The sequence below is a fragment of the Micromonospora sp. NPDC051227 genome (assembly GCF_044455385.1).
GTDB lineage: Bacteria > Actinomycetota > Actinomycetes > Mycobacteriales > Micromonosporaceae > Micromonospora.
Window position 1 is genome coordinate 336,806 of record NZ_JBITET010000004.1, and the last position, 24,443, is coordinate 361,248.

24 protein-coding genes are annotated in these 24,443 nt (G+C 71.6%); 13 read left to right on the top strand and 11 right to left on the bottom strand.

Going from position 1 to position 24,443, the window contains the following annotated elements; translation table 11 throughout:
• Positions 1-30: 30 nt before the first annotated feature.
• Positions 31-1,335: an ABC transporter substrate-binding protein gene (locus ACIA47_RS13045; protein ID WP_396707775.1), complete on the bottom strand. Its 1,305-nt coding sequence runs from the start codon at positions 1,333-1,335 to the stop codon at positions 31-33.
• Between the two features lie 232 nt (positions 1,336-1,567).
• Positions 1,568-2,326: a maleylpyruvate isomerase family mycothiol-dependent enzyme gene (locus ACIA47_RS13050; protein ID WP_396707777.1), complete on the bottom strand. Its 759-nt coding sequence runs from the start codon at positions 2,324-2,326 to the stop codon at positions 1,568-1,570.
• A gap of 69 nt (positions 2,327-2,395) precedes the next feature.
• On the opposite strand from ACIA47_RS13050, the gene ACIA47_RS13055 reads away from it, so the two are divergent.
• The gene (locus ACIA47_RS13055; RefSeq protein WP_396707779.1) at positions 2,396-3,478 is read left to right on the top strand and encodes a UDP-N-acetylmuramate dehydrogenase; all 1,083 of its coding nucleotides are present in this window, start codon (positions 2,396-2,398) and stop codon (positions 3,476-3,478) included.
• 186 nt (positions 3,479-3,664) lie between these two features.
• On the opposite strand, the gene ACIA47_RS13060 is transcribed toward ACIA47_RS13055, so the two are convergent.
• Positions 3,665-4,453: a class I SAM-dependent methyltransferase gene (locus ACIA47_RS13060; RefSeq protein ID WP_396707781.1), complete on the bottom strand. Its 789-nt coding sequence runs from the start codon at positions 4,451-4,453 to the stop codon at positions 3,665-3,667.
• A 62-nt stretch (positions 4,454-4,515) separates the two neighbouring features.
• Positions 4,516-5,277 carry an SDR family oxidoreductase gene (locus ACIA47_RS13065; protein WP_091402775.1) on the bottom strand — a complete coding sequence of 254 codons (762 nt, stop codon included), beginning with the start codon at positions 5,275-5,277 and terminating at the stop codon, positions 4,516-4,518.
• 121 nt (positions 5,278-5,398) lie between these two features.
• Here ACIA47_RS13065 and mshA point away from each other — a divergent pair, with 121 nt between their 5' ends.
• From mshA to ACIA47_RS13080, 3 genes are all read left to right on the top strand, one after another.
• On the top strand, positions 5,399-6,847 hold the full coding sequence (mshA, locus tag ACIA47_RS13070) for a D-inositol-3-phosphate glycosyltransferase (RefSeq protein WP_396707783.1): 1,449 nt from the start codon (positions 5,399-5,401) through the stop codon (positions 6,845-6,847).
• 54 nt (positions 6,848-6,901) lie between these two features.
• The gene (locus ACIA47_RS13075) at positions 6,902-7,417 is read left to right on the top strand and encodes a YbjN domain-containing protein (protein WP_112605262.1); all 516 of its coding nucleotides are present in this window, start codon (positions 6,902-6,904) and stop codon (positions 7,415-7,417) included.
• Positions 7,418-7,766: 349 nt separating this feature from the next.
• On the top strand, positions 7,767-8,816 hold the full coding sequence (locus ACIA47_RS13080) for a hypothetical protein (RefSeq protein ID WP_396708229.1): 1,050 nt from the start codon (positions 7,767-7,769) through the stop codon (positions 8,814-8,816).
• 365 nt (positions 8,817-9,181) lie between these two features.
• Here ACIA47_RS13080 and ACIA47_RS13085 read toward each other — a convergent pair whose 3' ends face one another.
• Both ACIA47_RS13085 and ACIA47_RS13090 read right to left on the bottom strand, forming a co-directional pair.
• Positions 9,182-10,477, bottom strand: coding sequence for an MFS transporter (locus tag ACIA47_RS13085; RefSeq protein ID WP_396707786.1), 1,296 nt, complete (start codon positions 10,475-10,477; stop codon positions 9,182-9,184).
• Positions 10,478-10,551: 74 nt separating this feature from the next.
• A complete protein-coding gene (locus ACIA47_RS13090) occupies positions 10,552-11,832 on the bottom strand; it encodes an MDR family MFS transporter (RefSeq protein ID WP_396707788.1) in 1,281 nt (426 codons plus the stop codon).
• Between the two features lie 152 nt (positions 11,833-11,984).
• On the opposite strand from ACIA47_RS13090, the gene ACIA47_RS13095 reads away from it, so the two are divergent.
• Positions 11,985-12,752, top strand: coding sequence for a phosphoglyceromutase (locus ACIA47_RS13095; protein WP_091403562.1), 768 nt, complete (start codon positions 11,985-11,987; stop codon positions 12,750-12,752).
• Between the two features lie 63 nt (positions 12,753-12,815).
• On the opposite strand, the gene phoU is transcribed toward ACIA47_RS13095, so the two are convergent.
• On the bottom strand, positions 12,816-13,469 hold the full coding sequence (gene phoU, locus ACIA47_RS13100) for a phosphate signaling complex protein PhoU (protein ID WP_091403559.1): 654 nt from the start codon (positions 13,467-13,469) through the stop codon (positions 12,816-12,818).
• 204 nt (positions 13,470-13,673) lie between these two features.
• Here phoU and ACIA47_RS13105 point away from each other — a divergent pair, with 204 nt between their 5' ends.
• Together ACIA47_RS13105 and ACIA47_RS13110 are read left to right on the top strand one after the other, a co-directional pair.
• Positions 13,674-14,957 (top strand): sensor histidine kinase, encoded by a 1,284-nt coding sequence (locus ACIA47_RS13105; RefSeq protein ID WP_396707791.1) that lies wholly within the window; start codon positions 13,674-13,676, stop codon positions 14,955-14,957.
• A 24-nt stretch (positions 14,958-14,981) separates the two neighbouring features.
• A complete protein-coding gene (locus ACIA47_RS13110; RefSeq protein WP_203120874.1) occupies positions 14,982-15,665 on the top strand; it encodes a response regulator transcription factor in 684 nt (227 codons plus the stop codon).
• A gap of 62 nt (positions 15,666-15,727) precedes the next feature.
• On the opposite strand, the gene ACIA47_RS13115 is transcribed toward ACIA47_RS13110, so the two are convergent.
• Positions 15,728-16,525, bottom strand: a complete 798-nt coding sequence (locus ACIA47_RS13115) for a hypothetical protein (RefSeq protein WP_203120887.1) — start codon at positions 16,523-16,525, stop codon at positions 15,728-15,730.
• Positions 16,526-16,605: 80 nt separating this feature from the next.
• Between ACIA47_RS13115 and ACIA47_RS13120 the strand changes: the two genes are divergently transcribed.
• Both ACIA47_RS13120 and ACIA47_RS13125 read left to right on the top strand, forming a co-directional pair.
• Positions 16,606-17,550, top strand: coding sequence for a Ppx/GppA phosphatase family protein (locus ACIA47_RS13120; RefSeq protein WP_203120875.1), 945 nt, complete (start codon positions 16,606-16,608; stop codon positions 17,548-17,550).
• Between the two features lie 75 nt (positions 17,551-17,625).
• Complete coding sequence (locus tag ACIA47_RS13125) at positions 17,626-18,432, top strand: sugar phosphate isomerase/epimerase (protein ID WP_091402756.1); 807 nt, start codon at positions 17,626-17,628, stop codon at positions 18,430-18,432.
• Between the two features lie 31 nt (positions 18,433-18,463).
• Here the strand turns inward: ACIA47_RS13125 and ACIA47_RS13130 are convergent, their stop codons facing one another.
• From ACIA47_RS13130 to ACIA47_RS13140, 3 genes are read right to left on the bottom strand one after another with little or no spacing between them, the layout of a single operon-like run.
• Positions 18,464-19,051 (bottom strand): CGNR zinc finger domain-containing protein, encoded by a 588-nt coding sequence (locus ACIA47_RS13130; RefSeq protein WP_091402753.1) that lies wholly within the window; start codon positions 19,049-19,051, stop codon positions 18,464-18,466.
• An 18-nt stretch (positions 19,052-19,069) separates the two neighbouring features.
• Complete coding sequence (locus ACIA47_RS13135; protein WP_396707794.1) at positions 19,070-20,236, bottom strand: glutathionylspermidine synthase family protein; 1,167 nt, start codon at positions 20,234-20,236, stop codon at positions 19,070-19,072.
• Position 20,237: 1 nt separating this feature from the next.
• Positions 20,238-20,510 carry a hypothetical protein gene (locus ACIA47_RS13140; RefSeq protein ID WP_225855034.1) on the bottom strand — a complete coding sequence of 91 codons (273 nt, stop codon included), beginning with the start codon at positions 20,508-20,510 and terminating at the stop codon, positions 20,238-20,240.
• Between the two features lie 106 nt (positions 20,511-20,616).
• Here ACIA47_RS13140 and ACIA47_RS13145 point away from each other — a divergent pair, with 106 nt between their 5' ends.
• The 4 genes from ACIA47_RS13145 (at position 20,617) to ACIA47_RS13160 (ending at position 24,371) form a co-directional block, all read left to right on the top strand.
• Entirely contained in the window at positions 20,617-21,537 is a 921-nt protein-coding gene (locus tag ACIA47_RS13145) for a proline dehydrogenase family protein (RefSeq protein WP_124853676.1), read from the top strand.
• Positions 21,538-21,643: 106 nt separating this feature from the next.
• The gene (locus ACIA47_RS13150; RefSeq protein WP_396707797.1) at positions 21,644-22,444 is read left to right on the top strand and encodes an alpha/beta fold hydrolase; all 801 of its coding nucleotides are present in this window, start codon (positions 21,644-21,646) and stop codon (positions 22,442-22,444) included.
• Positions 22,437-23,012 (top strand): TetR/AcrR family transcriptional regulator, encoded by a 576-nt coding sequence (locus ACIA47_RS13155; protein WP_396707799.1) that lies wholly within the window; start codon positions 22,437-22,439, stop codon positions 23,010-23,012. The genes ACIA47_RS13150 and ACIA47_RS13155 overlap by 8 nt, the downstream gene beginning before the upstream one ends.
• 69 nt (positions 23,013-23,081) lie before the next feature.
• A complete protein-coding gene (locus tag ACIA47_RS13160; RefSeq protein ID WP_396707801.1) occupies positions 23,082-24,371 on the top strand; it encodes a hypothetical protein in 1,290 nt (429 codons plus the stop codon).
• Positions 24,372-24,443: the final 72 nt, after the last annotated feature.

Sequence of the window (24,443 nt, forward strand, 5' to 3'; positions counted from 1 at the left end):
TTCCGAGGCCCGCCCGCACGCTCGCTCGGGCTACTTGGCGGCGGCCTTCTTCGCGTTGGTCACCGCGTCGGTCCAGCCCTGCGCGGGGTTGCGCTGACCCAGCTCCACGGTCCGTACGGCGTTCTCCACCTCGGTCCGTACGGCCTGGTTCTTCGGGCCCATGTAGACCGGCTTCAGGCTCTTCGCGCCGGTGCCGAAGATGGCGCCGACCGGTGCCCCCGAGAAGTACGCGTTGGTCGCACCGGTGATCGCCGGGTCGTCGAGCGCCTGCGGCGAGGAAGGCAGCGGCCCCTTGGCCTTGAACGCCCCGATCTGCCCCTTGGCGCTGGTCAGGAACTTGGCCAGCTTGATGGCCTCGGCCTGGTGCTTGCTCTGCTTGGGAACGGCGAGGTGCGATCCACCCCAGTTGCCGCCGTTGCCCGGCACCCGGGCGATGTCCCACTTGCCCTGGGCGTCAGTGCCGGCGTTGGCCTCGATGACGCCGGTCATCCAGGCGGGGCAGGCGATGGTGGCGAACTTCGACTGCTTGAAGGCAGACACCCACTCCTCCGACCAGGAGCCGTACTTGCCGGAGAGGCCCGAGTCGATGATGTCCATTGTGATGTCGTAGGCCTGTCGCACGGCCGGGTTGCTGTCGACGACCAGCTTCTCGCTGGTGTCGTAGTAGCTGTAGCCGGTCGTGTTGCCGGCGGTCTGCAGCAGGATGGTGTTGAAGGTGTTGGTCGCCCCGTCGAGGAAGGACGCGCCGGTCTTCGCCGCGGTGAACCGCTCGCCGGTGGCGATGTAGTCCGGCCAGGTGGGCCAGAGCTTCGAGACCGCGTCCCGTTCGGTGGGCAGGCCGGCCTTCTGGAAGAGGTCCTTGCGGTAGCAGATGGCGATCCCGCCGACGTCGGTGCCGAGGCCGATGAGCTGCTTGCCGTCGGCGGTCAGACCGGCGTTCCACTTCCACTCCAGGAAGTTGCCCTTGAGGTCGGCGGCGCCGTGGTCCAGCAGGTTGACGAAGTTCGCCGGATTGGCCTTGTACTCGACCAGCAGACCCTCCTCGATGGCCACCACGTCGCCGGCGCCCCGGCCGGCAGCGAGCCACTGGGTGAGCTTCGGCGAGTACTCGTCGAGGTTGGTGCCGGTGCCGCGCTCGACGATCTTCACGCCGGGGTTCGCGGTCATGTACTCCTGGTAGAGCTGCTCGTAGCCGAACTGGCCGAAGACGTCGACGGTAAGGGTGACCGGTCCGTCGCCCGGCTCGTCACCGCCGCCGCAGCCAGCGGTGACGAGCAGGGCGGTGGCGGCGGCGAGGGCCACCGCGGCGAGGCGGCGGCGCGGGAAGACAGCCATGGGTTATCGACCTCTCTCAAGGCGGGCGGGTGATGGCAGATGGCTTAGAGAGCGCTCTCACGACAGGGTGGTGGGTCGTCAACCCGCTGTCAAGAGAGCGCTCTCTCAGCGTTGTCGTCCCGTGATGGAGGGCCGCCGGTGCGCAGCGCGCCCGGTGCGCGATGGATCCCCCGAACGCCGTCGAGGGCGCCACCCCCGCTGGGGTGACGCCCTCGTTCGTGGTGTGGGTCGGTCAGCCGGTGCGCAGACCGTCCAACAGGGTGCGGTCACCGACGACGTCCAGCGTCTCGAAGCTCACCCGACCCCAGAGCGCCAGCAGCAGGTCGCTCGCGGTGCCACTGACCTGGGCGCGGGCGTGGTGATCGTCGTGGTCGAAGATGGTCGCGGTGTCGAGCAGCGCCACGCCCTCGCCGCGCAACCGCAGATACCACTCCTGGGCCGCATCGGTCGCGCCGAGCTGCACCACTCCGTGCCAGCCACCCGGCACCTGCCGCCGACCCGCAGGCAGCCAGGTGTCCAGCACCTCACTCACCCCGTCAGCCGCGAGCTTCGCCTCCACCGGATCACCAGCCCCGATGGCGAGCTGGGCGTCCCAGCGGTGCACAGCCGTCTCGTGCGCCATCCGACGCGGCCAGAAACCGGCCTTCTTCGGCTGCGGCGCCCAGTTCCACGCCGGTGCCTCGGGGTCGAGCCCGTCGAAGAGGGTCATCACCCGGTCGTAACCCTGCTGCCACAGCTGGAGCGCCTCCACGCCCGGGTCGGCCTCGAGCTTCTCCCGCCGAGGCGGTTGGCTGGTCTGGCCGGAACCGGCGAACGACGACACCCAGTGGTAGATGCCGGCCATGTGCAGTGTGACGTCGTTGACCGTCCAGCCCGGACAGGACAGCACCGGTGTCTCCGGCGGCGCCTCGGCCACCGCTGCCGCGAAAGCCGGACCCTCCGTCCGGAGCGCCCCGATCCAGAAATCCTTGCTGCCCTGCAGTCTGCTCATCGCCATCCTCCCGGGGGTGCCGGGCGACCAGTGGGTGCCACGGCTACTTGTCAGCCTAAGGTGAAGGGCGTGCCAGACGCCTCCGCCCAGCCGACAACCGACGCCGATCGTGCCATCCCCGGTCCACTCGCCGGCTACACCACCCTCCGAACGGGTGGGCCGGCCGAGCGGATCGTGGCCGCCGGCAGTGCCGACGAACTCGTCCAGGCGGTACGCGCCGCGGCGGAGCCGGTCCTGATCCTGGCCGGGGGCAGCAACGTGGTGATCGGCGACGCCGGCTTCCCCGGCACCGTCGTGCTGGTGCGCTCCCGTGGCATGCGGGTCATCGCCGAGGACGCCACCTCGGTCACCGTACGGGTCGACGCCGGCGAGCCGTGGGACGACCTGGTGGCCGCCACGGTCGCCAACGGCTGGGCCGGGCTGGAATGCCTGTCCGGCATCCCCGGCTCGACCGGTGCCACCCCGATCCAGAACGTCGGCGCGTACGGCCAGGAGGTCGCCGAGACGATCACCGGCGTCGAGGTGTACGACCGGGTCGAGGGCACCCGTCAGGTCATCCCCGCCGTCGACTGCGGCTTCGCCTACCGGGGCAGCATCTTCAAGTACGTGGACCGCTGGGTGGTGCTCTCGGTCGACTTCCGGCTCACCAGGTCTCCGCTCTCCGGGCCGGTGCGCTACGCGGAGCTGGCCCGAGCCCTCGGTGTCGAGGTGGGCGATCAGGTGCCGCTGGCCGACGCCCGAGCGGTGGTGCTGCGGCTGCGGGCGGGCAAGGGGATGGTGCTCGACGCCAACGACCCGGACACTCGCTCGGTCGGCTCCTTCTTCACCAACCCGGTGCTCGACCGCGCGACGTACGAACAGCTCCTGGAACGCTCCGCCGAGCTGGGCGACCCGCCCGCCTGGCCCGGGGCGGACGGCCTGGTCAAGGTGAGCGCCGCCTGGCTGATCGACAAGGCCGGCTTCGCCAAGGGCCACCCCGGCGAGGGTGGGGTGGCCATCTCCAGCAAGCACACCCTGGCCCTGACCAACCGCAGCGGCACCGCCCACACCAGCGACCTGCTCACCCTGGCCCGCACCATCCGCGATCAGGTCCACGCCCGCTTCGGCGTAACCCTGCACCCCGAACCAGTCCTCATCAACTGCACCCTCTGACCCACCCCCGCCCCCGCCCCACCACCCCGCCACCCAGCCCCGCCCCGCCCCGCTCCCGCCCGCGCCCCGCGATCTTGCAGTTTCGGTGGTGACATAGGGGATATAAACGGGCGAATCGCCAACCGAAAGTGCAAGATCGGCGTGTGGGGGGGTGGGGCGTGGGGCGTGGGGGGGGTGGGGGGTGGGTTAGGGGAGGGGCCAGGAAAGGGTCAGTTCGCCCTGACGCCAGCGGGTGGGGTTGCCGAGGACGGGCCAACCGGTTTCGCGGAGGCGGGTCACCGCGTGCAGCCAGCGTTGGCGGGGGCCGAAGGTGGCGTACGGGGCGGCGGCCTGCCAGGCGTCGTCCAGGGCGCGGATCAGCGCGTGCACCGGCTCACCGGGAACGTTGCGGTGGATCAGCGCCTTGGGCAGCCGTTCGGCCAGCTCGGCGGGGCTGCCCAGCGTGGTGAGCTTCGCGGCCAGGGTCAGCGTCCGGGGGCCGTCGGCGTCGATCAGCAGCCAACTGGCGAGCCGCCCCAACTCGTCACAGGTGCCCTCGACGAGCACTCCGCCGGGGGCGAGCGCGGCGGTCATCGTCTGCCACGCCTCGGCCACCTCGCTCTCGTCGTACTGTCGCAGCACGTTGAACGCGCGGACCAGCACCGGCCGGAGCCCGGCCAACTCGAACCCACCCCGGGCGAACGTCAGCCGGGGTGGGTCGGCGGCCGGCGCCGCGGCCGCCACCCGGGCCGCGTCGATCTCCAACCCGACCAGCCGTACGTCCCGACGAACCCCGGCCGCCAGCCGAGCACGCAACTCCACAGCGGTCACCGGGGTGGCGCCGTAGCCGAGGTCGACCACCAGGGGGTCGTCCGCCGCCAACAGCCGGTCGGCGCAGGTGGCGACGATCCAGTTGTCCACCCGACGGAGCCGGTTCGGGTTCGTCGTGCCGCGCGTGACCACGCCGACCGGCCGGCGCCGCGCCGCAGGGCTCATGTCGACCTCCGGGCCAATCTCCGTTCGCGACTGCGGGGCTTGAAAACCCGGCTCACTTCTCGCTAGACCCGGTGCACCTTGTGCTGGGCGGCCTGTGCGCGGGGCCGGACCACCAGCCGGTCGATGTTGACGTGCTCGGGGCGGGTGGCGCACCAGGCGATGCAGTCGGCGACGTCCTCGGCGACCAACGGCCCCGGCACCCCGGCGTAGACGGCGGCGGCCCGCTCCGCGTCGCCCTCGAAGCGGACCAGCCCGAACTCGTCGGTCTTCACCATGCCCGGGTCGATCTCGATGACCCGCAGCGGCCGGCCACACAACTCCAGGCGGAGCGTGCCGGCGATGGCGGTCTGCGCGTGCTTCGCGGCGGTGTAGCCGCCCCCGCCCTCGTACACGGTCAGGCCGGCGGTGGAGGAGACCACCACGATGGTGCCGGAGCCGGAGGCTTCCAGCGCCGGCAGCAGCGCCTGGGTGACCCGCAGGGTGCCGAGCACGTTCACGTCGTACATCCACTGCCAGTCGGCGACCGAGCCGGACTCCACCGGGTCCAGCCCACGCGCCCCGCCGGCGTTGTTGACCAGCAGGGTTACCGGCCCGGGTGCCTGGGCGGCGGCCTCGGCCAGCCGGGCCACCGATTCGTCCGAGGTGACGTCGCAGGTCACGGCGGTGGCCTGCCCGCCGGCGGCGGTGATCTCGGCGACCAGGTCGGTGAGCCGCTCGGCGCGGCGGGCGGCGGCGAGCACGTGGAAGCCCTCGGCGGCGAGCCGGCGGGCGGTGGCCGCGCCGATCCCGCTGGACGCTCCGGTGACGATGGCGACTGAGGTCATCCCGACATTGTCACAGCGGGCGTACGACCCGCCCCGACCGGGCGTACGACAGCCGTCGGCCGGCGTTCGGTGATGAGGTCCGTCACCCCGAGGGGCCGCGCCGGGGAATTTCCGAAGCCCGATGGGGAAGATGACATCCGGCGTAAAGGTTGACCGAGAAGCGCCGGTCGTGCGAGACGGCATCAACCGTGAAGAAGGAGCGGATGTGGCGGAAATGCACGCCGGTGTCGGGCGTCAGCGAGGTGCCCGACCGTGGCCCCGGCCTCGCCGCATCGCCACCCTGTCGGTGCACACCTCCCCCCTGCACCAGCCCGGCACGGGTGATGCCGGCGGAATGAACGTCTACATCCTCGAAGTCGCCCGGCGTCTCGCCGAGGCCAACGTGGAGGTGGAGATCTTCACCCGGGCCACCTCCGGCGACCTCCCCCCGGTGGTCGAGATGGCGCCCGGCGTGCAGGTCCGGCACATCACCTCCGGCCCCCTGGAGGGCCTCACCAAGGAGGAGCTGCCCGGTCAGCTCTGCGCCTTTACCGCCGGGGTGCTGCGCGCCGAGGCGTCCCGTCCGCCCGGGCACTACGACCTGATCCACTCCCACTACTGGCTCTCCGGCCAGGTCGGTTGGCTGGCCAAGGAACGCTGGGGGGTGCCGCTGGTGCACACCGCGCACACCCTGGCGAAGGTCAAGAACGCCCAGCTCGCGGCCGGTGACCGGCCGGAGCCCAAGGCCCGGGTCATCGGCGAGGAGCAGGTCGTCGCCGAGGCGGACCGGCTGGTCGCCAACACCCGGGTCGAGGCCAGCGACCTGCTCGACCGGTACGACGCCGACCCGACCCGGGTGTCAGTGGTGCAGCCGGGCGTCGACCTGGCCCGCTTCCGGCCCGCGCCGGGTGACAGGTCCGCCGCCGCCCGCCAGGCCCGTCGCCGGCTGGGGCTTCCAGTCGACGGGTACGTGGTTGCCTTCGTCGGTCGGATCCAGCCGCTCAAGGCCCCCGACGTGCTGATCCGCGCGATCGCCGCGCTGCGGGAGCGCGATCCGGCGCTGGCCGACCAGGTGACTGTGGTGATCTGCGGCGGGCCCAGCGGCAGTGGGCTGGACCGGCCGACCGCCCTGATCGAGTTGGCCGCCAGGCTCGGGGTCAGCGACGGGGTGCGGTTCCTGCCGCCGCTCACCGGGGACGACCTTCCGGCCCTGTACCGGGCGGCGGATCTCGTCGCGGTGCCGTCGCACAACGAATCGTTCGGGCTGGTCGCCCTGGAGGCGCAGGCCTGCGGTACGCCGGTGCTGGCCGCCGCCGTCGGAGGGCTGGTCACCGCCGTCCGGGACCAGGTCAGTGGCGTACTGATCGACGGGCACGACCCGGTCGACTGGGCCCGTGCGATGGGCAGACTGCTGCCGAACCGGGCGCTGCGGTCGGTGCTGGCCCGAGGCGCCGAGCAGCACGCCCGGCACTTCTCCTGGGACCGCACCGTCGCCGGTCTGCTCGGGGTCTACGGCGAGGCGATCGCCGGGCAGCGCGCCCGGCTCGCCGCTGACCTGGCGTGCGACCCGGCGCTCTCCTGCTCCTGGTGACCGGGGCCCGTCGTCACCCGGTGCGCGGGCCGGGTCGGTCGTAGAGTGGGTCCGGTGAGCCCGAAGAGCGATCTTGCGACCCTGATCGAGTCGGTCTGCGCCGAGCGGGACCTGGCCTGGGAGTCGACCGGCCCCGGCTCGTACGCGGTGACGCTGCCGGGCACCCACAAGCTCAAGACGATCTGCAACCTGATCGTCGGCGAGCACGCGCTGCGGATCGAGGCGTTCGTGATGCGCCAGCCGGACGAGCGCCGCGAGGAGCTGTGGGCCTGGCTGTTGCAGCGCAACGCCCGGATGTACGGCGTCTCCTTCTCCACCGACGCGGTCGGCGACGTGTACCTCACCGGTCGGGTCAACCCGGCCGGCGTGGACGCCGACGAGTTGGATCGACTGTTCGGCGCGGTGCTCACGTACGCCGACGAGTCGTTCGACACGATGCTGGAGATCGGCTTCGGCAGTTCGATCCGGCGCGAGTACGAGTGGCGGGTGAAGCGGGGCGAGTCGACCGCCAACCTGGCCGCCTTCGCCCACCTCTTCGAGCCCTCCGGCGCCGGCCCCGACCCAACCTGACCCCCCGCGTCCCGCGCGCTGCGCCCCCGACCTGCGCCCCGCGGCCGCATCCCATGATCGTGCTCGAACCAGGAAGTAGTGGTGTCGCCGTTGCGACGATGCCACTACTTCCTGCATCCAGCACGATCATGGCGCGTTGATGGTGGTTCGGAGTGCTCCTGACGGGTATGCCGCACCGCGCGGTGCGGCAAGGGACCCCCGCGCGCCGATGACGGAGTGCCAAGGAGCGGAGCGTCCCATGGCTCAGCGGAACAGCTCAGGTCGCGGCGCGACTGCGACCAGGACGAAGCGACAGGCCGGCAACCAGACGCCGGGTACGCCCGGAGTTTCCGAGTCGGAGATCTCCCGGATGCGGGTGGACGACATCCGCGGGCAGCTGCGTAAACGCGGGGTCTCCGGGATCTCCGCACTGCGCAAGCCCGACCTGGTGAAACAGCTGGTGCGCTCGATGCGGGCCGGCGCGGGTCGGAGCAGCACCGGCCCGTCGGGCCGGGCCGCCGGCACCAGGGCGTCGGCGGGTCGTGCCGCCGCCACCAGGAAGTCGGCGGCCAGGCCGGCGTCGAGCCGCGCGAAGGCCGCGCCGGCGAACAAGAGCGCGCCGGCGAAGCGGGCCGCCGCAACGAAGGCGACCGCCGGGCGGAAGTCGACGGCGGCGGCGAAGCGGGCGCCGGCGAAGAAGGCGACCGCCGCGAAGAAGACCACAGCGTCGACGTCGACGGCCGCCCGCAAGAGCACGGCCGCGAGCCGGACCACCGCCGCCCGTAAGACGGCGGCGGCCCGGAAGACAGCGACGGCGCGTACGGCGCCGGCGCGGAAGGCACCGGCGAAGAAGGCGCCGGCCCGGCCGGCGGCGAAGCGCACGGCACCGGCCAAGAGCGCGGCGGCGAAACGCACGACAGCGAAGCGCACGACGCCGGCCAAGAGCGCGGCGACCAAGCGCACGACGGCCAAGCGGACGGCACCGGCCAAGAGCGCGGCGACCAAGCGCACGTTGACGCCGTCGACCGGTGGCGGGACGGCGGCCGGCGGGATCCGGACCGGACGGGGTACGGGGCGGTCGGTCCGCAGTTCGCAGGTGATCTCGTCGATCACGGACCGGCCGGAGCGGCCGGGACGGAGTTTGATCACGGCGAACCACGAGGTGATCCAGCGGTGGGCCCGGGAACGCGGGGCCAAGCCGGCGACCATCGCCGGCACCGAGCGGGATGGCCGGGCGGGTGTGTTGACCTTCAACATTCCCGGATACCGGGAAAGCAGCCGGATTCGCGAGATCACCTGGGATGAGTGGTTCTACACGTTTGACCTGCGGCGGCTGAACCTGATTTATCAGGAACAGTTGCGGGACGGCCGCCAGAGCAACTTCTTCCGGACCGAGTCACCCGATCGGGAAGACGGCTGAGGTGTTTGCGGGAATGGCCGACGGGTAACCGGCTGTTGCCAACGGACGAGGCCGGAGCAGCGGATACTCGCCAGTTGTGACCGGCGAGACAGCCGTTCTGGGTTGAATCCAGAATCCGGGCGAACTAGCTTTATTGCACCGCGCCACGTTTGGAAACGTTCGGGGGAGCGGCGGATCGATCAGATCCGCGCACCAGACGAGGCGCGAGGGGACGGGTGGAATAACCGTTGGGGGACGGTTCCCACCTGTTTGGACCGGCGGCGTGAGCGGGCGATGCTTACGGGGGTGAGTGTTGCCCGCCGCCGCCGGCCCCACCGGCGGGCGCCCACCACGACCTCAGGGACGTGGTGGGCGCTTTGCGTCGGTTATCCGGCCGGTACGCGGTCTGCGGGGGTTTTCGGCTCCGGGTCGACAACCCGGCGCAGCGCGGCGACGTGCCGCTCCCGCTGTGGTCCGGCGAGCAGGTGCCCGAGCGCGGCCAGCAGACCCAGCCCGCCCACGATCAGCCAGTGCCGGTCGCCGAGGTGCTGGAGGCTCACCCCGCCGAGGGTGGGCGCGACGAACGCCGCGGCTGGGAACGTCAGGTAGAAGACCGACTGGTAGCGCGCTCGTAGCTGCGGTGGCGCCAGGTCCGCGTTGATCTGCGCGTTGGGCGGGGCGGCGAGCATCGAGCCGACCGTCCAGACCACTGCGGCACCCAGGTAGATGGCCAGTTCGTCGGCGATGGCGAGCGCCCCGAAACCGAGCGCGAGCAGCGCCGTGGAGGCGGCCAGCACGACGTCCTTGCGGTGCCGGTCGATCAGCCGGGGCACGAACAACTGCCCGACCACGATCAGCGCGCCGCCGAGCGCCACCACCAGCCCGTACGCCGATGGGCCCAGGCCGTCCGCGCGCATGGCCAGCGGCATGATGGTCGACGTCTGCATGGTGAGCACGGCCAGCACGAAGGTGAGCCCGACGAACACCAGGAAGGTGCGGTCGGTGAGCGCGGTGTGCAGTCCCGGCCGGCGGGTCCGGACGGATTTCGGTGCCGCGCCTGTGGCGGGCGGTGGGTCGGCCGCTGGCCGGGCCAGCCGCAGGGTTTCGGGCACCTTCCAGGCGATCACGGCTGCGGCGGTCAGGGTGGCACCCGCGTCGACCAGGAACAGTGCGGTGAAGCTGGCCTCGGCCAGGACCCCGGCGAGCAGCGAGGCGACCGCCATGCCCAGGTTGAACGCCCAGAACTGAAGGTTGAACGCCCGGGAGCGGCGTTCGGCGGGCACCACGTCGACGATCGCCGCCACGAACGCTGGGCTGGGCATCGAGTGGACCACGCCGATCAGCGCGGAGAGCACCGCGATCAGCAGCAGGGGTCGGGTGAAGGCGAGCGCCACCATCAGGCCGACAGTGGCCAGGTGCGCGGCGAGCAGGGTCGCCCGGCGTCCCCACCGGTCGGCGAGCACCCCGCCGAGCAGTACGCCAGCCGCCCCGCCGGCCCCGTACGCGCCGACCACGGCGCCGGCCAGCCCTTCGCTCGCGCCGCGCACGTCGGTGAGGTAGAGCGAGAGGAACAGCATGGCGAACGCGCCGGCCCGGTTGATCAGCAGGCCGGCCCAGAGGTACCAGAAGGTGGCGGGTAGTCCGCCTGCGGTGTCGTGCCACCAGCGCCGCAGGGCGTGCACCCGACCTCCCGACAGTTCAGGTTGTTAACTGTTTCAACTGCACAGTAGGAACTCCAAGACGGCGGCGCCACTCATTACGCCTCGGCGGGCTGTGGCGCACGGGACGCGGTGGCCGGTGCCAGTGCCTCACCGGAGCGGCGCAGCGCGGCCGCACGCCGTTCCCGGGCCGGGCCCGACACGAGGTGGGCCACCGCGGTCAGGAGGCCGAGCGCGGCGCAGCCGTACCAGAGGGTGTCGTTGCCGGCGTGCTCGCGCACCAGGCCACCGAGGATCGGCGCGCTGGCCCCGGCGATCTGCCACGAGAGGGAGAACACGCCCTGGTAGCGACCGCGCAGCTCGGCCGGGGAGAGCTCGGCGATCAGCGTGGAGTTGGAGGGCGAGTTCAGCATCTCGCCGACCGTCCAGATCAGCACGGTCAGCCCGTAGAACCAGGGGGTGCCGGCGAACGCGGTCAGTCCGAACCCCACGCCCATCACCACGGACGCCAGCGCGAGCACGTGTGAGCGGCTCCGACCCCGGATCAGTCGGGGCACGAAGAGTTGTCCGACCACGATGAGGATGCCGTTGAGCGCGATCACCGAGCCGTAGGTGGCCGGGCTCAGGCCGTCGTCGCCCATCGCGATCGGCAGCATCGAGATGTGCTGGAGGAACACCAGCGCGGCGAACAGGTTGAGTGCCACGAAGCCGAGGTAGACCCGGTCGGTGAGGATCGTACGCAGCGCGCCGCGCGGAGCCGCTGCCGCCGTGACGGCGGTGGCGGGGCGGGCCTGTCGGGTCTCCGGCACCTTGCTGAAGATGATCAGCGCGGTGATCAGCATGGTGGCCGCGTCGACCACGAACAGCAGCAGGTAGTCGGCCTGGGCGGCGAGGCCGGCGAGGACGGCGGCGCAGGCGAAGCCCAGGTTGATCGCCCAGTAGTTGAGCGAGAAGGCGCGCAGCCGGTCCTTCGCCGGCACCACGTCGATTATCATCGCCCCGAACGCGGGCCGGGCCGCCTCGGCGAACATGCCGAGCAGCAGCGCGCCCAGCGCCACCGCCCAGAGATCCCGGGCCAGCCCGAGCCCGAGCATCATGGCCGCCGCGCCCACGTGGGCGGTGAGCAGCGTCGGCCGGCGGCCCCACCGGTCCGCGAGGGTGCCGCCGGCGGTCGTGCCGAACGCGCCACCGACGCCCCAGAGGCCGATCACCAGGCCGGCCTGCGAGGCCGAGAAGCCACGTTCCTGGGTCAGGTAGATGGCGAGGAAGACGAGGACGAACGAGCCGAGTCGGTTGATCAGGGTGCCCGACCACAGGTACCAGAAGGTGGTCGGTAGGCCGCCGGTGGTGTCCCGGAACCAACTCCGCATCGTCCGCATATGGCGCCCCGCTTGCAAGTAATGACCGATGTGACTGGCGTGCCTTACAACCCTAGTGGCGGCCGGATCCGCTGGTCATCAGCTTTTTCACGTGGTGGTCGTCACGACGGCTGCCCGCGTGTCCGTCGGGCGGTTGAGGCAGGATGATCCGCATGACTGCGAGCGAAGGGCCCACCGTCGGGACGCTGGTCCTGCTGCGACACGGTGAGAGCGACTGGAATGCCAAGAACCTCTTCACCGGCTGGGTGGACGTCGACCTGACCGAGAAGGGCGAGGGCGAGGCGCGGCGCGGCGGCGAGTTGATGCGCGAGCACAGCCTCCTGCCGGACGTCGTGCACACCAGCGTGATGCGCCGTGCGATCCGCACCGCCGAGCTGGCGCTCAACGCCGCCGACCGGCACTGGATCGCCGTGCGCCGGTCGTGGCGGCTCAACGAGCGCCACTACGGCGCCCTGCAGGGCAAGAACAAGAAGCAGACCCTCGACGAGTACGGCGAGGAGCAGTTCATGCTCTGGCGCCGGTCGTACGACACGCCACCGCCGCCCATCGACGACAACGACGAGTGGTCGCAGGTGGGTGACCCGCGCTACGCGCTGCTGCCGACCGAGCTGATGCCCCGCACCGAGTGCCTCAAGGACGTCGTCGACCGGATGCTGCCCTACTGGTACGACTCGATCGTGCCGGACATCCTGGCCGGCCGGACGGTGCTGGTGGCCGCGCACGGCAACTCGCTGCGCGCCCTCGTCAAGCACCTCGACCAGATCTCCGACGAGGCTATCGCGAAGCTGAACATCCCGACGGGCATCCCGCTGCGCTACGACCTCGATCCGCAGCTGCGCCCGCTCACTCTGGGCGGCACCTACCTCGACCCGACCGCTGCGAAGGCAGCCGCCGCGGCGGTGGCCAACCAGGGGCGCTGAGCCACCAGGAAGGGGCCCCTCGTCATCGCGGAGAGCGATGGCGAGGGGCCCCTTCCGTGCCGGTCAGTTACTGCTGGGCGCGCTCTCCCCGGTGATCAGGTAGATCACGTGCTCGCCGGCGTTGACCGCGTGGTCGGCGAAGCGCTCGTAGAAGCGGCCCAGCAGGGTGGCGTCGATCGCCGTCTCCACCCCGTACGGCCAGTCGTCGCCGAGCAGCACGGCGAACAGGTTCTTGTGCAGCTCGTCCATGGCGTCGTCGTCGCGGTCCAGTTCGCCGGCGAGGTCGGCGTCGGGCTTCGCCAGCACCGAACCGATCTTCACGGCCATCCGGTCGGCGATCTCGGACATCTCGGTGAAGACCGTCCGCAGCTCGGCCGGGACGGCGGGGGACGGGTGCCGGCGCAGCGCGGTCTTCGCCACGTGCTCGGCGAGGTCGCCCATCCGCTCCAGATCAGCGGCCACGTGCAGCGCGGTGATCATCGCCCGGAGGTCGGAGGCGACCGGCGCCTGTCGGGCGAGCAGGTCACAGACCCGCTCCTCGACGTGCCGGTAGAGGTCGTCGATCTCGGCGTCCCGCTCGATGACCGTCTCGGCGGCCTGCCGGTCGGCGGTGAGCAGGGCCCGGGTGGCCTGGCGCATGGCGGCGCGGACGCCCTCCGCCATGTCCACCAGCAGTTGGCTGACGATCTGGAGGTCGGCCCGGAACTCGTCGCGCATCATCACGTCCTGTGGTCGGTCGCCGCCGACGGGTGCCGGCGCAGGGGGTTGAGCAGGTGCGACGCCAACGGTAGGGCGCGCGGACGGATCCCGGATGAACCACGGTGAACGACGCCAGACGTGGGGGTGAACACTTCCGTAAGTGAGGGTAGTTCGTCCCGTTCTGTGTGGTAGGCAGGTTAACAATGACCCTACGATCGCCGGGTGGAGTGGGCGGTGGCGGTCGTGGTGGCTCTGGCGTTGGTGGCCGGGATGGCCGCCGGCCTGCTGCTGCCCCGGTTCCTGCCGAGGCGGGACGGTCACTCCACGTCGACGGGGAGCGTCAGCTTCCGCTGGAGCAGGGGGAGGCCCGCGATAGCCGACGAGCAGCAGGCCGGGCTCGGCCGCCGGACGATCGACTCACTCCGGGCCGGTGTCGTGGTTCTGGACGACGACGACGTCCCCGTGCTGATCAACCCGGCCGCCCGCGCGATGGGGCTGCTGCGTACCGGCAGCACTCCCGGCTCAATCGCCGCGCACCCGCTGATCCGTACCCTTGCCGGCCAGGTGCGACGCACCGGCGTGCGACGCGAGATCGAGCTGGACCTGCCCCGAGGTCGCGACAGCGCGGGGGAGAACCCGCTCGGCGTGCACCTGCGGGCGATGGGTCTCGGCAACGGCTTCGTCGCGGTCGAGGCGGTCGACGTGACCGAGTCGCACCGGCTGACCCGGGTACGACGCGACTTCGTGGCCAACGTGAGCCACGAGCTGAAGACCCCGATCGGGGCCCTGCAACTGCTCGCCGAGGCGTTGCTGGACGCGACCGAGCCGGCCGACGCCGCGGCACCCGACCTCTCCGAGGACCTGGTGGCCGCCCGCCGGTTCGCCGAACGGATCCAGCACGAGTCGACCCGGCTGGGTCGACTGGTGCAGGAGTTGCTGGAGCTGACCCGGTTGCAGGGGGCTGAGCCGCAGCCGCCACCGGAGCCGGTCGCGCTGGACTGGGTGATCGCCGAGGTGGTCGACCGGACCCGCACCACGGCCTCCGCCCGGGGTGTCGCGGTGACAGTGGACGGGGCGCGTGGTCTCACCGCGTACGGCAGCGACTCCCAACTCGCCACGGCGGTGGCGAACCTGGTGGAGAACGCCATCAACTACTCGGGCGAGGACACCACGGTGCGGGTGACCCTCCGCGGCGACGACGAGCACGTCGAGGTCGCCGTCGCTGACCAGGGCATCGGTATCGCCCCCACCGACGTCGACCGGATCTTCGAGCGGTTCTACCGGGCCGACCAGGCTCGCTCGCGTGCCACCGGCGGCACCGGGCTCGGTCTGGCGATCGTGAAACACATTGCGAGCAACCATGGCGGACGGGTCGAGGTGTCGAGCACTCTTGGTGGTGGATCGACGTTCACCCTCCGGCTGCCCGCCAGTCCACCGGACGACCTCCTGGCGACACTGCCGCCGGTTGGGATCGAGTCCGGTCCGACTGGGCTACGGCAGGTCTGACAGCAAATGGAAAGGAAACCCCCGTTGAGCCGCGTTCTCGTGGTCGAGGACGAGGAGTCGTTCTCCGACGCCTTGTCGTACATGCTCCGTAAGGAGGGCTTTGAGGTTTCGGTCGCCGCGACCGGCACCGACGCCCTCACCGAGTTCGACCGGACCGGCGCCGACATCGTGCTGCTCGACCTGATGTTGCCCGAGATGTCGGGGACCGAGGTCTGCCGACAGCTGCGGCAGCGCTCCGCCGTACCGATCATCATGGTCACCGCCCGGGACAGCGAGATCGACAAGGTGGTCGGGCTGGAGATCGGCGCCGACGACTACGTCACGAAGCCGTACTCGCCGCGGGAACTGGTCGCCCGGATCCGGGCGGTGCTGCGCCGGCAGAGCCCGGAGGTGACCGAGGCGGGTGCGCCGACGCTGGCCGCCGGGCCGGTGCGGATGGACATCGAGCGGCACGTGGTGACCGTCGACGGCGGGGCCGTACAGCTGCCGCTGAAGGAATTCGAACTGCTGGAGCTGCTGCTGCGCAACGCGGGTCGGGTGCTCACCCGCGGCCAGCTCATCGACCGGGTCTGGGGCGCCGACTATGTCGGTGACACCAAGACGCTGGACGTACACGTCAAGCGGCTCCGCTCCAAGATCGAGCCGGAGCCGTCCGCGCCGCGCTTCATCGTGACCGTCCGGGGTCTGGGCTACAAGTTCGAGCCGTGATCGGCGTACCCGAAGGGGGTCTGCGCTCGACGCAGACCCCCTTCGGTGTTGCCTAGAGGCGGCTAGATCTCGTCGGCGGGGTGCGGGGCGATCATGCCCTGCTTCGTCCTGGTCGCGCACAGCTCGGCCAGCCGCTCGTACGCGGCAGCGCCGATCAGGGCGGTCAGCTCCGGCCCGTACGACAGGTACATCGGCTCGGTGCCGACGTGCGCGTCCGTCGAGGAGGTGCACCACCAGTCCAGGTCGTGCCCACCGGCTCCCCAACCCCGCCGGTCGAACTCGGACAGGGTGGAGACCAGCACCTTGCTGTTGTCCGGTCGCTTCACCCAGTCCTGATCTCGGCGGATCGGCAGCTGCCAACAGACGTCCGGCTTGTATTCCAACGGGTGCACGCCGTCGCGCAGCGCCTGGGCGTGCAGGGCGCAACCGCCGCCGCCAGCGAAGTCGGCGTCGTTGAGGAACACGCACGGACCGTCGGCGCCCTGGGTGGCGGTGCGGCGGGCCGGGTTCTTGCCGTCGATGGTGTCCTCGTCGGTCCAGTTCTTGAACCCGCGCCGGAAATGCTGCCAGGTCGACGGGGCGAGTCGCCGGACGGCGTTGCGAACCCGCTTCTCGTCGTCCGAGTCGGTGAAGAACGCCCCGTGCGAGCAGCAACCGTCGGCGGCCCGGCCGGCGATGATGCCGTGGCAGCCCTTGCCGAAGATGCAGGTCCAGCGGGAGAGCAACCAGGTCAGGTCGGCCCGGATCAGGTGCGTCTCGTCGGCCGGGTCGGTGAACTCGATCCACTCCCGAGGGAAGTCCAGGGGCACCTCGCGACTGCGCGGGTCACCCGGGTCGTCCACCAGCACACGGAGCTCCATCGTCACTCGGCCCAGCGTACGCGCGGTCACGTCCGCAGGCCGGTGAGCCGCGCAAACGTGTTGCGCCTAGGGTCTTCACCATGCGACTGGGTGTCCTCGACGTCGGATCCAACACGGTGCATCTCCTTGTGGTGGACGCGCACCACGGCGCGCACCCGTGGCCGGCGCACTCCGAGAAGGTGGTGCTGCGGCTGGCCGAGCAGATCGGCCCCGACGGCGCGCTGACCGAGGTGGGCGCGGATGGCCTGGTCAAGGCGGTGGGCATGGCCAAGGCGGCGGCCACCGGGTTGGCGGCCGACGACCTCATCGCTTTCGCCACGTCCGCGGTGCGCGACGCCACCAACGCGGCCGAGGTGCTGGCCCGGGTCCGGGACGAGACCGGCGTACGCCTGGCGGTGCTCTCCGGGGCGGACGAGGCGCGGATGACGTTCCTGGCGGTACGGCGGTGGTTCGGCTGGTCGGCCGGCCGGCTGCTGGTGCTGGACATCGGTGGCGGCTCGTTGGAGATCGCCGCCGGCATCGACGAGGACCCGGACGTCGCTGTCTCCCTGCCACTCGGGGCCGGCCGGCTGAGCCGCGAGCGGCTGCGGGTCGATCCGGCCAGTGCGGCCCCGCCGTCGGCGGAGGCCGTCGACAAGCTCCGGGAGTACGTGGACGGCCGGCTGGACAAGGTCGTCGACCAGATGACGGAGGTGGGCTGGGGTCGGGCGGTGGCCACCTCGAAGACGTTCCGGACCCTGGCCCGACTGGCCGGGGCGGCCCCGTCCGGTTCCGGGCTGTGGGTGCGACGCAGCCTGACCCGGGCCGGCTTGCGGCAGGTCATCGGTTTCATCCGGCACATCCCACCGGCGCAGTTGATGGAGCTGGAGGGGGTCAGCGCGGGTCGGGCCCACCAGTTGCTGGCCGGTGCCGTGGTCGCCGAGGCGGTGATGCGCCGCCTGGATCTGGACTCGCTGGACATCTGCCCGTGGGCACTGCGGGAGGGAGTCATCCTCCGCCGCCTCGATCAACTGGAGCCGATCTGATCCGGCGGCCGTTTTCGGTCGATTTGCCGGCGCTCGTCACGATGCCCCCGGCGCTGCCGGGCTACGCTGGCTGATGTGACTTCCCGCGTTCCCGTGCTCCTGTCCAGCTCGTCGGTCTTTCCCGAGCCGACCGCTGCGGCGTTCCAACTGGCCGCGGCGCTCGGCTACGACGGCGTCGAGGTGATGGTCTGGACCGACGTGGTCAGCCAGGACGCGGGCGCTCTGCGCGGCCTCTCCACGCACTACGACGTGCCGGTGCTCTCGGTGCACGCGCCCTGCCTGCTGGTCACCCAGCGGGTGTGGAGCCCGGACCCGTGGGAGCGCCTGCGCAAGGCCGCCGAGCTGGCCGAGACGCTGGGCGCGCCGACCGTCGTGGTGCACCCACCGTTCACCTGGCAGCGCGACTACGCACGCAACTTCGCCGAGGGTCTGGCCACCGTCGCGGACCGGTTCACCGGGCTGCGCTTCGCGGTGGAGAACATGTACCCGGTGCGGATGGCGGGCCGGCAGTTCGTCCCGTATGTGCCCGGTTGGGACCCGACCGACGCCGGCTACCCGTCGTACACCCTGGATCTGTCGCACTGCGCGGCCTCGCACAGCGACCCCCTGGAGATGGCCGACCGGATGGGCGCCGGGCTGGCGCACGTACACCTCGGCGACGGCACCGGCGAGGGCCGCGACGAGCACCTGGTGCCCGGGCGCGGCACCCAGCCCTGCGGGGAGCTGCTCTCCTCGCTGGCCGGCCGGGGTTTCACCGGGGCGGTGGCGGTGGAGGTCGCCACCCGGGGCGCGAAGAGCCGCGCGGTGCGCGAGGCGGACCTGCGCGCCGCGCTGGAGTTTGCCCGCCAGCACCTGACCGCGTCGTCACCGGTCGACGCCTGACCCGTCTGCCCGAGATCGGGCGGCGGCGGTGTCAGCTGACCGGTGAGAGGGAATCGGCGGCGGAGGTCGGCTGCGGAGCGACAGTGACCTGCTCGCCGACCGCCGCCCGCTTGCGGGCCCGGTGCGCGGCGACGTGCGAGCGGGTGGCGCAGCGCTCCGAGCAGAACCGCCGGCAGCAGTTGGACGACGTGTCCAGGTAGACGTTGCCGCACCGCTCGTCGGCGCAGACCCCGAACCGGGCGCTGCCGTACTCGCAGAGCCAGACCGACAGCCCCCAGACCGCGCCAGCCAGATATTCGGCGCTGACCGATGCGCCCCGACTGGTCACGTGCATGTGCCAGTCACTGGAGTCGTGCCCGGAGATGCGCGGCTGCACCGGGAACGCCTCGAGCAGCGCGTTCAGCTCGGTGACCGCCTGGGCGTCCCGCCCCGAGGTGCCGTACTCGAAGACGTCGCGCAACCGTTTCTGCGCCCGGCGGAAAATTGCCACGTCCCGGTCCGCGACCTCGTCGCGCATCCAGGCGTTTTCGTCGGGGAAGAGGGCCCGCAGGTCGTCGAGGTCGTCCAGGCGGGCGTTGACCAGGTCAACGCCGGTCCGGGCGTACGCGTCGAAGTTCACGCCCCAACGGTAGACGACTCAGCGGGTGCGCGGCGCGTCGATGTAGTGCGGCAGGAACCGCGCGTAGCCGTCGGTGATCAGACTCGCGCTCTCCCGCACGCCCACACCGGCCGATTCGCCGTCGACGATCCAGCTGCCCAGCACCATCCGGTTGCCGGCGAACTGCGGCAACGCCCGGAACTCCTGGTAGCACCAGCCCTCGTCGCCGTAGATCCCCGGGTTGGTGATCTCCTCCTCGGCGGTGACGATGCGTACCGATCCGCCCTCGCGGCCGAGTAGTGGCTTGGCGACGTACTCCCGCATGCCGCGCGGCGAGTCGAGGTACGCCGGGAGCAGGTACTCGTGGCCGGGGTACAGCTCCCAGAGGACCGCCAGCAGCGCCTTGTTGGAGAGCAGCAGCTTCCAGGCCGGCTCGATCCAGGTGGTCGGGGTGCCCGGGGCCAGGGCCGCCGGCCCGTACGGCTCGGCCAGCATCCATTCCCACGGGTAGAGCTTGAAGCAGGTGGTTACCGGGTTGTCGTCGGCGTCGACGAAGCGTCGGCCGTCCCAGCCGATCTCCTGGATGGGTTGGAGCTCGACGCTCAGGCCGGCCTGCCGGGCGGTCTCGGCGAGGTAGCCGGCGGTCATGTGGTCCTCGCCGGACTCCTCCTCGTTCGACCAGAGCACGTGCACCCGGGGGTCGTGCAGCCCCGCCCCGATCTTGGCCCAGGCGCCGACCAGCCGCTCGTGCAGGCTGTTCCACTGGTCCAGCTCCGGCCGGGTCTGCTCCAGCCAGTACCACTGGATGATGCTCGCCTCGACCAACGCGGTGGGGGTGTCCGCGTTGTACTCCAACATCTTCGGAGGCCAGGTGCCGTCGTAGGCGAGGTCGAACCGCCCGTACAGGGTCGGTGGCGCCTCCCGCAGCGACCGGGCCACCGCCTCGGCCGCCCACTCCGGGATGCCGAACTCGGCGTACCGGCGCTGCGCCACCACGTGCTCGGCGGCGGCCACCGACATCCGGTGCAGCTCCTCGGTGGCCTCCTCCAGCCGCAGCACCTCGTCCAGGTCGAAGGCGTACGCGGCGGTCTCGTCCCAGTACGACATGATCCCGCCGTCGGGCAGTTCGGTGTCGACGTAGACCAGCCCCTGCGACCGGATGGTGGCGTCCCAGTCGGGGCGCGGCGTGACCGTCTCGCGGCGCACGTCAGCCGCCGCAGGCGGCGAGGTGGGTGCCGAATCCACCGCGTTCGGGCAGGGCGGCGGTGGTCGGCTCCGGGGCGGTGCGACCGGCGGCCGGGTCGGTGACCCGCATCGCCAGCGCGACGGTGTCGCCGCCGCCGACCGGCCCGAGGGCGCAGTCGTCGTCATCGTCGTCGTCCGAGGTCATGTTGCAGCCGGAGAGGGCGAGCGCGAGAGCGGTGAGCGCGCCGAGCTGCACGGAGGCCGAGCGGAGTCGGCGGCGGGGGCGTTGGTCCACGGCATCGTTGTAGCCGATCGACGCCACCGCCGCCGCCCCGCCCCCGGGCCGAGGTGGCCCGGCCGCCCCTCGGCGGGGCCCCTGGCAGGGGCGTTACGCTCGGCTCATGCTCCGTTCCGTCATCCTCGCCGCCTCCCGGTCATCCCAGGTCGAGCGGCTCGTCGCGACTGCCCCGTACACCCGGGACGTCGTCCGCCGGTTCGTCGCCGGCGCCGCCACCGACGACGCGTTGCGCGCGACCCGCGGGCTCGTCGACGACGGCCTCGCGGTCACCCTCGACCACCTCGGTGAGGACACCGTCCGCCCCGAGCAGGCCACCGCCACCCGGGACGAATACCTGAAACTGCTGAAGATGCTCGGCGTCGCTGGGCTCACCCCGGCCGCCGAGGTGAGCGTGAAGCTCTCCGCCCTCGGCCAGATGTTCGACGAGCAGTTGGCGTACGACAACGCGCGGGCGATCTGCGCGGCGGCCGACGCGGCGGGCACCACTGTCACCCTGGACATGGAGGACCACACCACCACCGACTCGACGTTGGAGGTGCTGAGCCGGCTGCGCAAGGACTTCCCGTCGACCGGCGCGGTGCTCCAGGCGTACCTGCGGCGGACCGAGTCGGACTGCCGGGAGCTCTCCTCGGCCGGGTCGCGGGTGCGGCTGTGCAAGGGCGCCTACAAGGAGCCGGAGTCGGTGGCGTACCAGTCGGCCCGTGAGGTGGACAAGTCGTACGTGCGCTGCATGAACATCCTGATGTCCGGCGACGGTTACCCGATGCTGGCCACCCACGACCCGCGGATGATCGCCATCGGTGAGGACCGGGCCCGGTGGTTCGACCGGGGTCCCGAGCGCTTCGAGTTCCAGATGCTCTACGGCATCCGCCCCGAGGAGCAGGCCCGGTTGGCCGGCGAGGGCTACACCGTGCGCACCTACGTCCCGTACGGCGACGAGTGGTACGGCTACCTGATGCGCCGGCTCGCCGAGCGCCCCGCCAACCTGGTCTTCTTCGGCCGTGCCCTGATCTCCAAGAAGTAGTTCCTCCGGTTCGGCCGACGGGCCGGCGGTGACCCCTCGGGTCACCGCCGGCCCGTTTCGGTTATCCGACTTGCCACCGTTGGCTAAGTAGCTTAGCTTTAAAGCTATGACAACTAGCCAGGTGTGGCGGGACGGCGGACACATCGCGTACGAGGTGCGGGGCGAGGGGCCGTTGGTGGTCCTCGCGCACGGCATGGGGGAGAACAGGGCGAGCTTCCGGCACCTCGTGCCGCTACTGGTGGCAGCCGGTCACCGGGTCGCCTCGATCGACGTCCGGGGCCACGGCGAGTCCAGCGCCGGCTGGCCCACGTACGCCCCGGCGGAGGTCGGCGCGGATCTGCTGGCCGTGGTCCGTGACCTCGACGCCGGTCCGGCCGTGCTGGTCGGCAGTTCGTCCGCCGCTGCGGCGGTGGTCTTCGCCGCCACCGACGCGCCCGAGCTGGTCACCGGCATCGTGCAGATCGGCGCGTTCGTCGGTCAGCCGAAGCTCAACCCGCTGCTGCGGATGGCGACGTGGTCAGTGCTGCACAGCCCTCGACTGTTCGGGATGTTCCACAACACCCTGTTCCCGGTGCACCGACCCGCCGACGACGCCGCGTACCGCCGTTCGATGGTGGCCAACCTGCGCGAGCCCGGCCGGATGGCCGCGACGCGCGGCGTGGTCGCACCGGCCGAGCCGCACTGGACCGCCCGTGCCCCGCAGGTGCGGCAACCGGTGCTGGTGCTGATGGGGACCAAGGACCCGGACTTCCCCGATCCGGGAGCCGAGGCACGGGCCGCCCGGCGGCTCTTCGGCACCGCCGAGGCCCGGATGATCGAGGAGTCCGGCCACTACCCGCACGCCGACCGGCCGCAACGCACCGCCGAGGAACTGCTCGGCTTCCTGGCGGTGTGCGCCGGTGCCTAGGGCCGGCCTCAACCAACAGACCGTCGTACGGGAGGCGGCCCGGCTGGCCGACGAGGTCGGCTTCCAGCAGCTCACCCTCGCCGCGCTCGCCAGCCGGCTCGGGGTGGCGCTGCCCAGCCTCTACAAGCACGTGCGGGGGGCGGACGCGTTGGCCCAGAAACTGGCAGCCCTGGCCACCGCCGAGCTGGCCACCGAGATGACCACCGCCGCCGTCGGCCGCTCCGGTGGCGACGCCCTGCGGGCCATGGCGGACGCCTACCGTGGCTACGCCCTCCGGCACCCCGGCCGCTACCCGGCGACGCAGCGGGTGCCCGACCCGGCCGACCCGGAACACGTCGAGGCCGGCGAACGCGCCGTCGGTGCCATCTTCGCTGTGCTGCGCGGGTACGGGCTCACCGGTGACGACGCGGTCGACGCGACCCGTGCGCTGCGCAGCGCCCTGCACGGCTTCGTGACCCTGGAGGCCGCGGGCGGCTTCGGTCTGCCCCGCGATATCGACCGCTCGTACCACCAGTTGGTCGCGAGCATGGACATCTCGTTCCGCTCCTGGCCGCGCACAGGCGGGTGAGCGAGCGGCCGGGCCAATCCGCCCGGGGCGGCCTCGCCGCATCCAGGTAGTGGTCGTACCCTTCGGCGGGTGACTGACGAGGTGCAGCAGCCAGCACCACGGCGGCTCTGGCCGCTGTGGACGGTGCTCGTGGTGGTCCTCCTGCTGCTGGGCTGCGGCCTGCCGGCGGCGCTCGTCGTCGGAGTGATCCGGGAGACAGGCGCGCGCCCCACCGTCAGCCGGGTCGGCTCCTCGGCGGCCGACGACCCGGCCACCGTCGTGGCCCGCGGGCTGTCCGACCGGATCACCGCACAGCTCCACCGGCAGTCCGCGGCACTCCTCGGCGGCGACCGCGCCGGTTTCCTCGCCGTCGCCGATCCCGCAGCCCACAACGACCTGCGCCGACGCTTCGCCGCGCTACGCGAGCTCAAGGTGACCGGCTGGCGCGCCGAGCCGAGTGGCCTGCCCGTGCCGATCATCGGCAAGCCCGGCGAGTGGCGGCTGTTGGTGCGCTTCCAGTACTGCTTCGTCACTCCGAACTGCCGGCCCAGCCCGGTGCTGATCGGCACCCGGTGGCGGGAGAACGGCGACCAGCCCCGGATGGTCGCCATGGAGGAATCCAAGTCGGTGGAGACCGGCACCCGACCGTGGGAGATCAGCGACCTGGCGGTCGCCATCGGCGCGCGGACCATCGTCGCCACCACCCCGGCGCTGCGCGGCAAGCTGCCCGGCCTGCTCGTGCAGGCCGAGGCGGCGGCGAAGGTCGCCGACGGGTACGCGGTGACCGGCTCACCGCCGGACCGATACCGGATCTTCTACGCCGGGCGCACCGAGTGGCAGCGTTGGTACGGCGGGGAGCGCCCAGAATGGACCGGCGGTTACGCGGTCACAGTGGGCGGCGGTCACCACGAGGTGGTGCTCAACGCCGAAGGGCTTTCCAACAGCGGCACCGACGACCTGCTCCGGCACGAGCTGACCCACGCGGCGTCATTGCCGGAGCGCGGCTACCCGGGCGAGCTCACCTGGTGGTTGGTTGAGGGCCTGGCCGAGTTCGCCGGTGCCGGCGGCCAGGCGGTCGACCGGTACGAGGGGATCGCCGACGTGCGCAAGATGGTCCGGGGCGGCTGGGACGGCAAGTTGGAGGGCGTCAACCCCGCCGACGACGCCTCCGCCGAACGGGTAGCCGCCAGCTACGGCATCGGCTACCTGGCCGTCCGGCACCTCGTCGACCGGTACGGGCCGCTGCGGCTGCTCACCTTCTTCAAGACCGTGGTGCACGATGGCAGGACCATCGACGCGGCCTCCGAGAAGGCGTTCGGTGAGCAGTGGTCGACGCTGCACGACGAGTGCGTGGCGTACGTCCGCGCCACCGCCGCCTGACGCAGCTCGGAGGCGGTGCGGCGGTGCGCCGTACCATCGATGGGTGCGCCGTCCTCAGTCGTCACGGCCCGC

Bases quoted from the DNA above. Each gene is read 5' to 3' on its own strand.
- ACIA47_RS13045 (WP_396707775.1), bottom strand. From the start codon at position 1,335: ATGGCTGTCTTCCCGCGCCGCCGCCTCGCCGCGGTGGCCCTCGCCGCC.
- ACIA47_RS13050 (WP_396707777.1), bottom strand. From the start codon at position 2,326: ATGAGCAGACTGCAGGGCAGCAAGGATTTCTGGATCGGGGCGCTCCGG.
- ACIA47_RS13060 (WP_396707781.1), bottom strand. From the start codon at position 4,453: ATGAGCCCTGCGGCGCGGCGCCGGCCGGTCGGCGTGGTCACGCGCGGC.
- ACIA47_RS13065 (WP_091402775.1), bottom strand. From the start codon at position 5,277: ATGACCTCAGTCGCCATCGTCACCGGAGCGTCCAGCGGGATCGGCGCG.
- mshA (WP_396707783.1), top strand. From the start codon at position 5,399: ATGGGGAAGATGACATCCGGCGTAAAGGTTGACCGAGAAGCGCCGGTC.
- ACIA47_RS13080 (WP_396708229.1), top strand. From the start codon at position 7,767: ATGCGGGTGGACGACATCCGCGGGCAGCTGCGTAAACGCGGGGTCTCC.
- ACIA47_RS13090 (WP_396707788.1), bottom strand. From the start codon at position 11,832: ATGCGGACGATGCGGAGTTGGTTCCGGGACACCACCGGCGGCCTACCG.
- ACIA47_RS13095 (WP_091403562.1), top strand. From the start codon at position 11,985: ATGACTGCGAGCGAAGGGCCCACCGTCGGGACGCTGGTCCTGCTGCGA.
- phoU (WP_091403559.1), bottom strand. From the start codon at position 13,469: ATGCGCGACGAGTTCCGGGCCGACCTCCAGATCGTCAGCCAACTGCTG.
- ACIA47_RS13115 (WP_203120887.1), bottom strand. From the start codon at position 16,525: ATGGAGCTCCGTGTGCTGGTGGACGACCCGGGTGACCCGCGCAGTCGC.
- ACIA47_RS13120 (WP_203120875.1), top strand. From the start codon at position 16,606: ATGCGACTGGGTGTCCTCGACGTCGGATCCAACACGGTGCATCTCCTT.
- ACIA47_RS13145 (WP_124853676.1), top strand. From the start codon at position 20,617: ATGCTCCGTTCCGTCATCCTCGCCGCCTCCCGGTCATCCCAGGTCGAG.
- ACIA47_RS13150 (WP_396707797.1), top strand. From the start codon at position 21,644: ATGACAACTAGCCAGGTGTGGCGGGACGGCGGACACATCGCGTACGAG.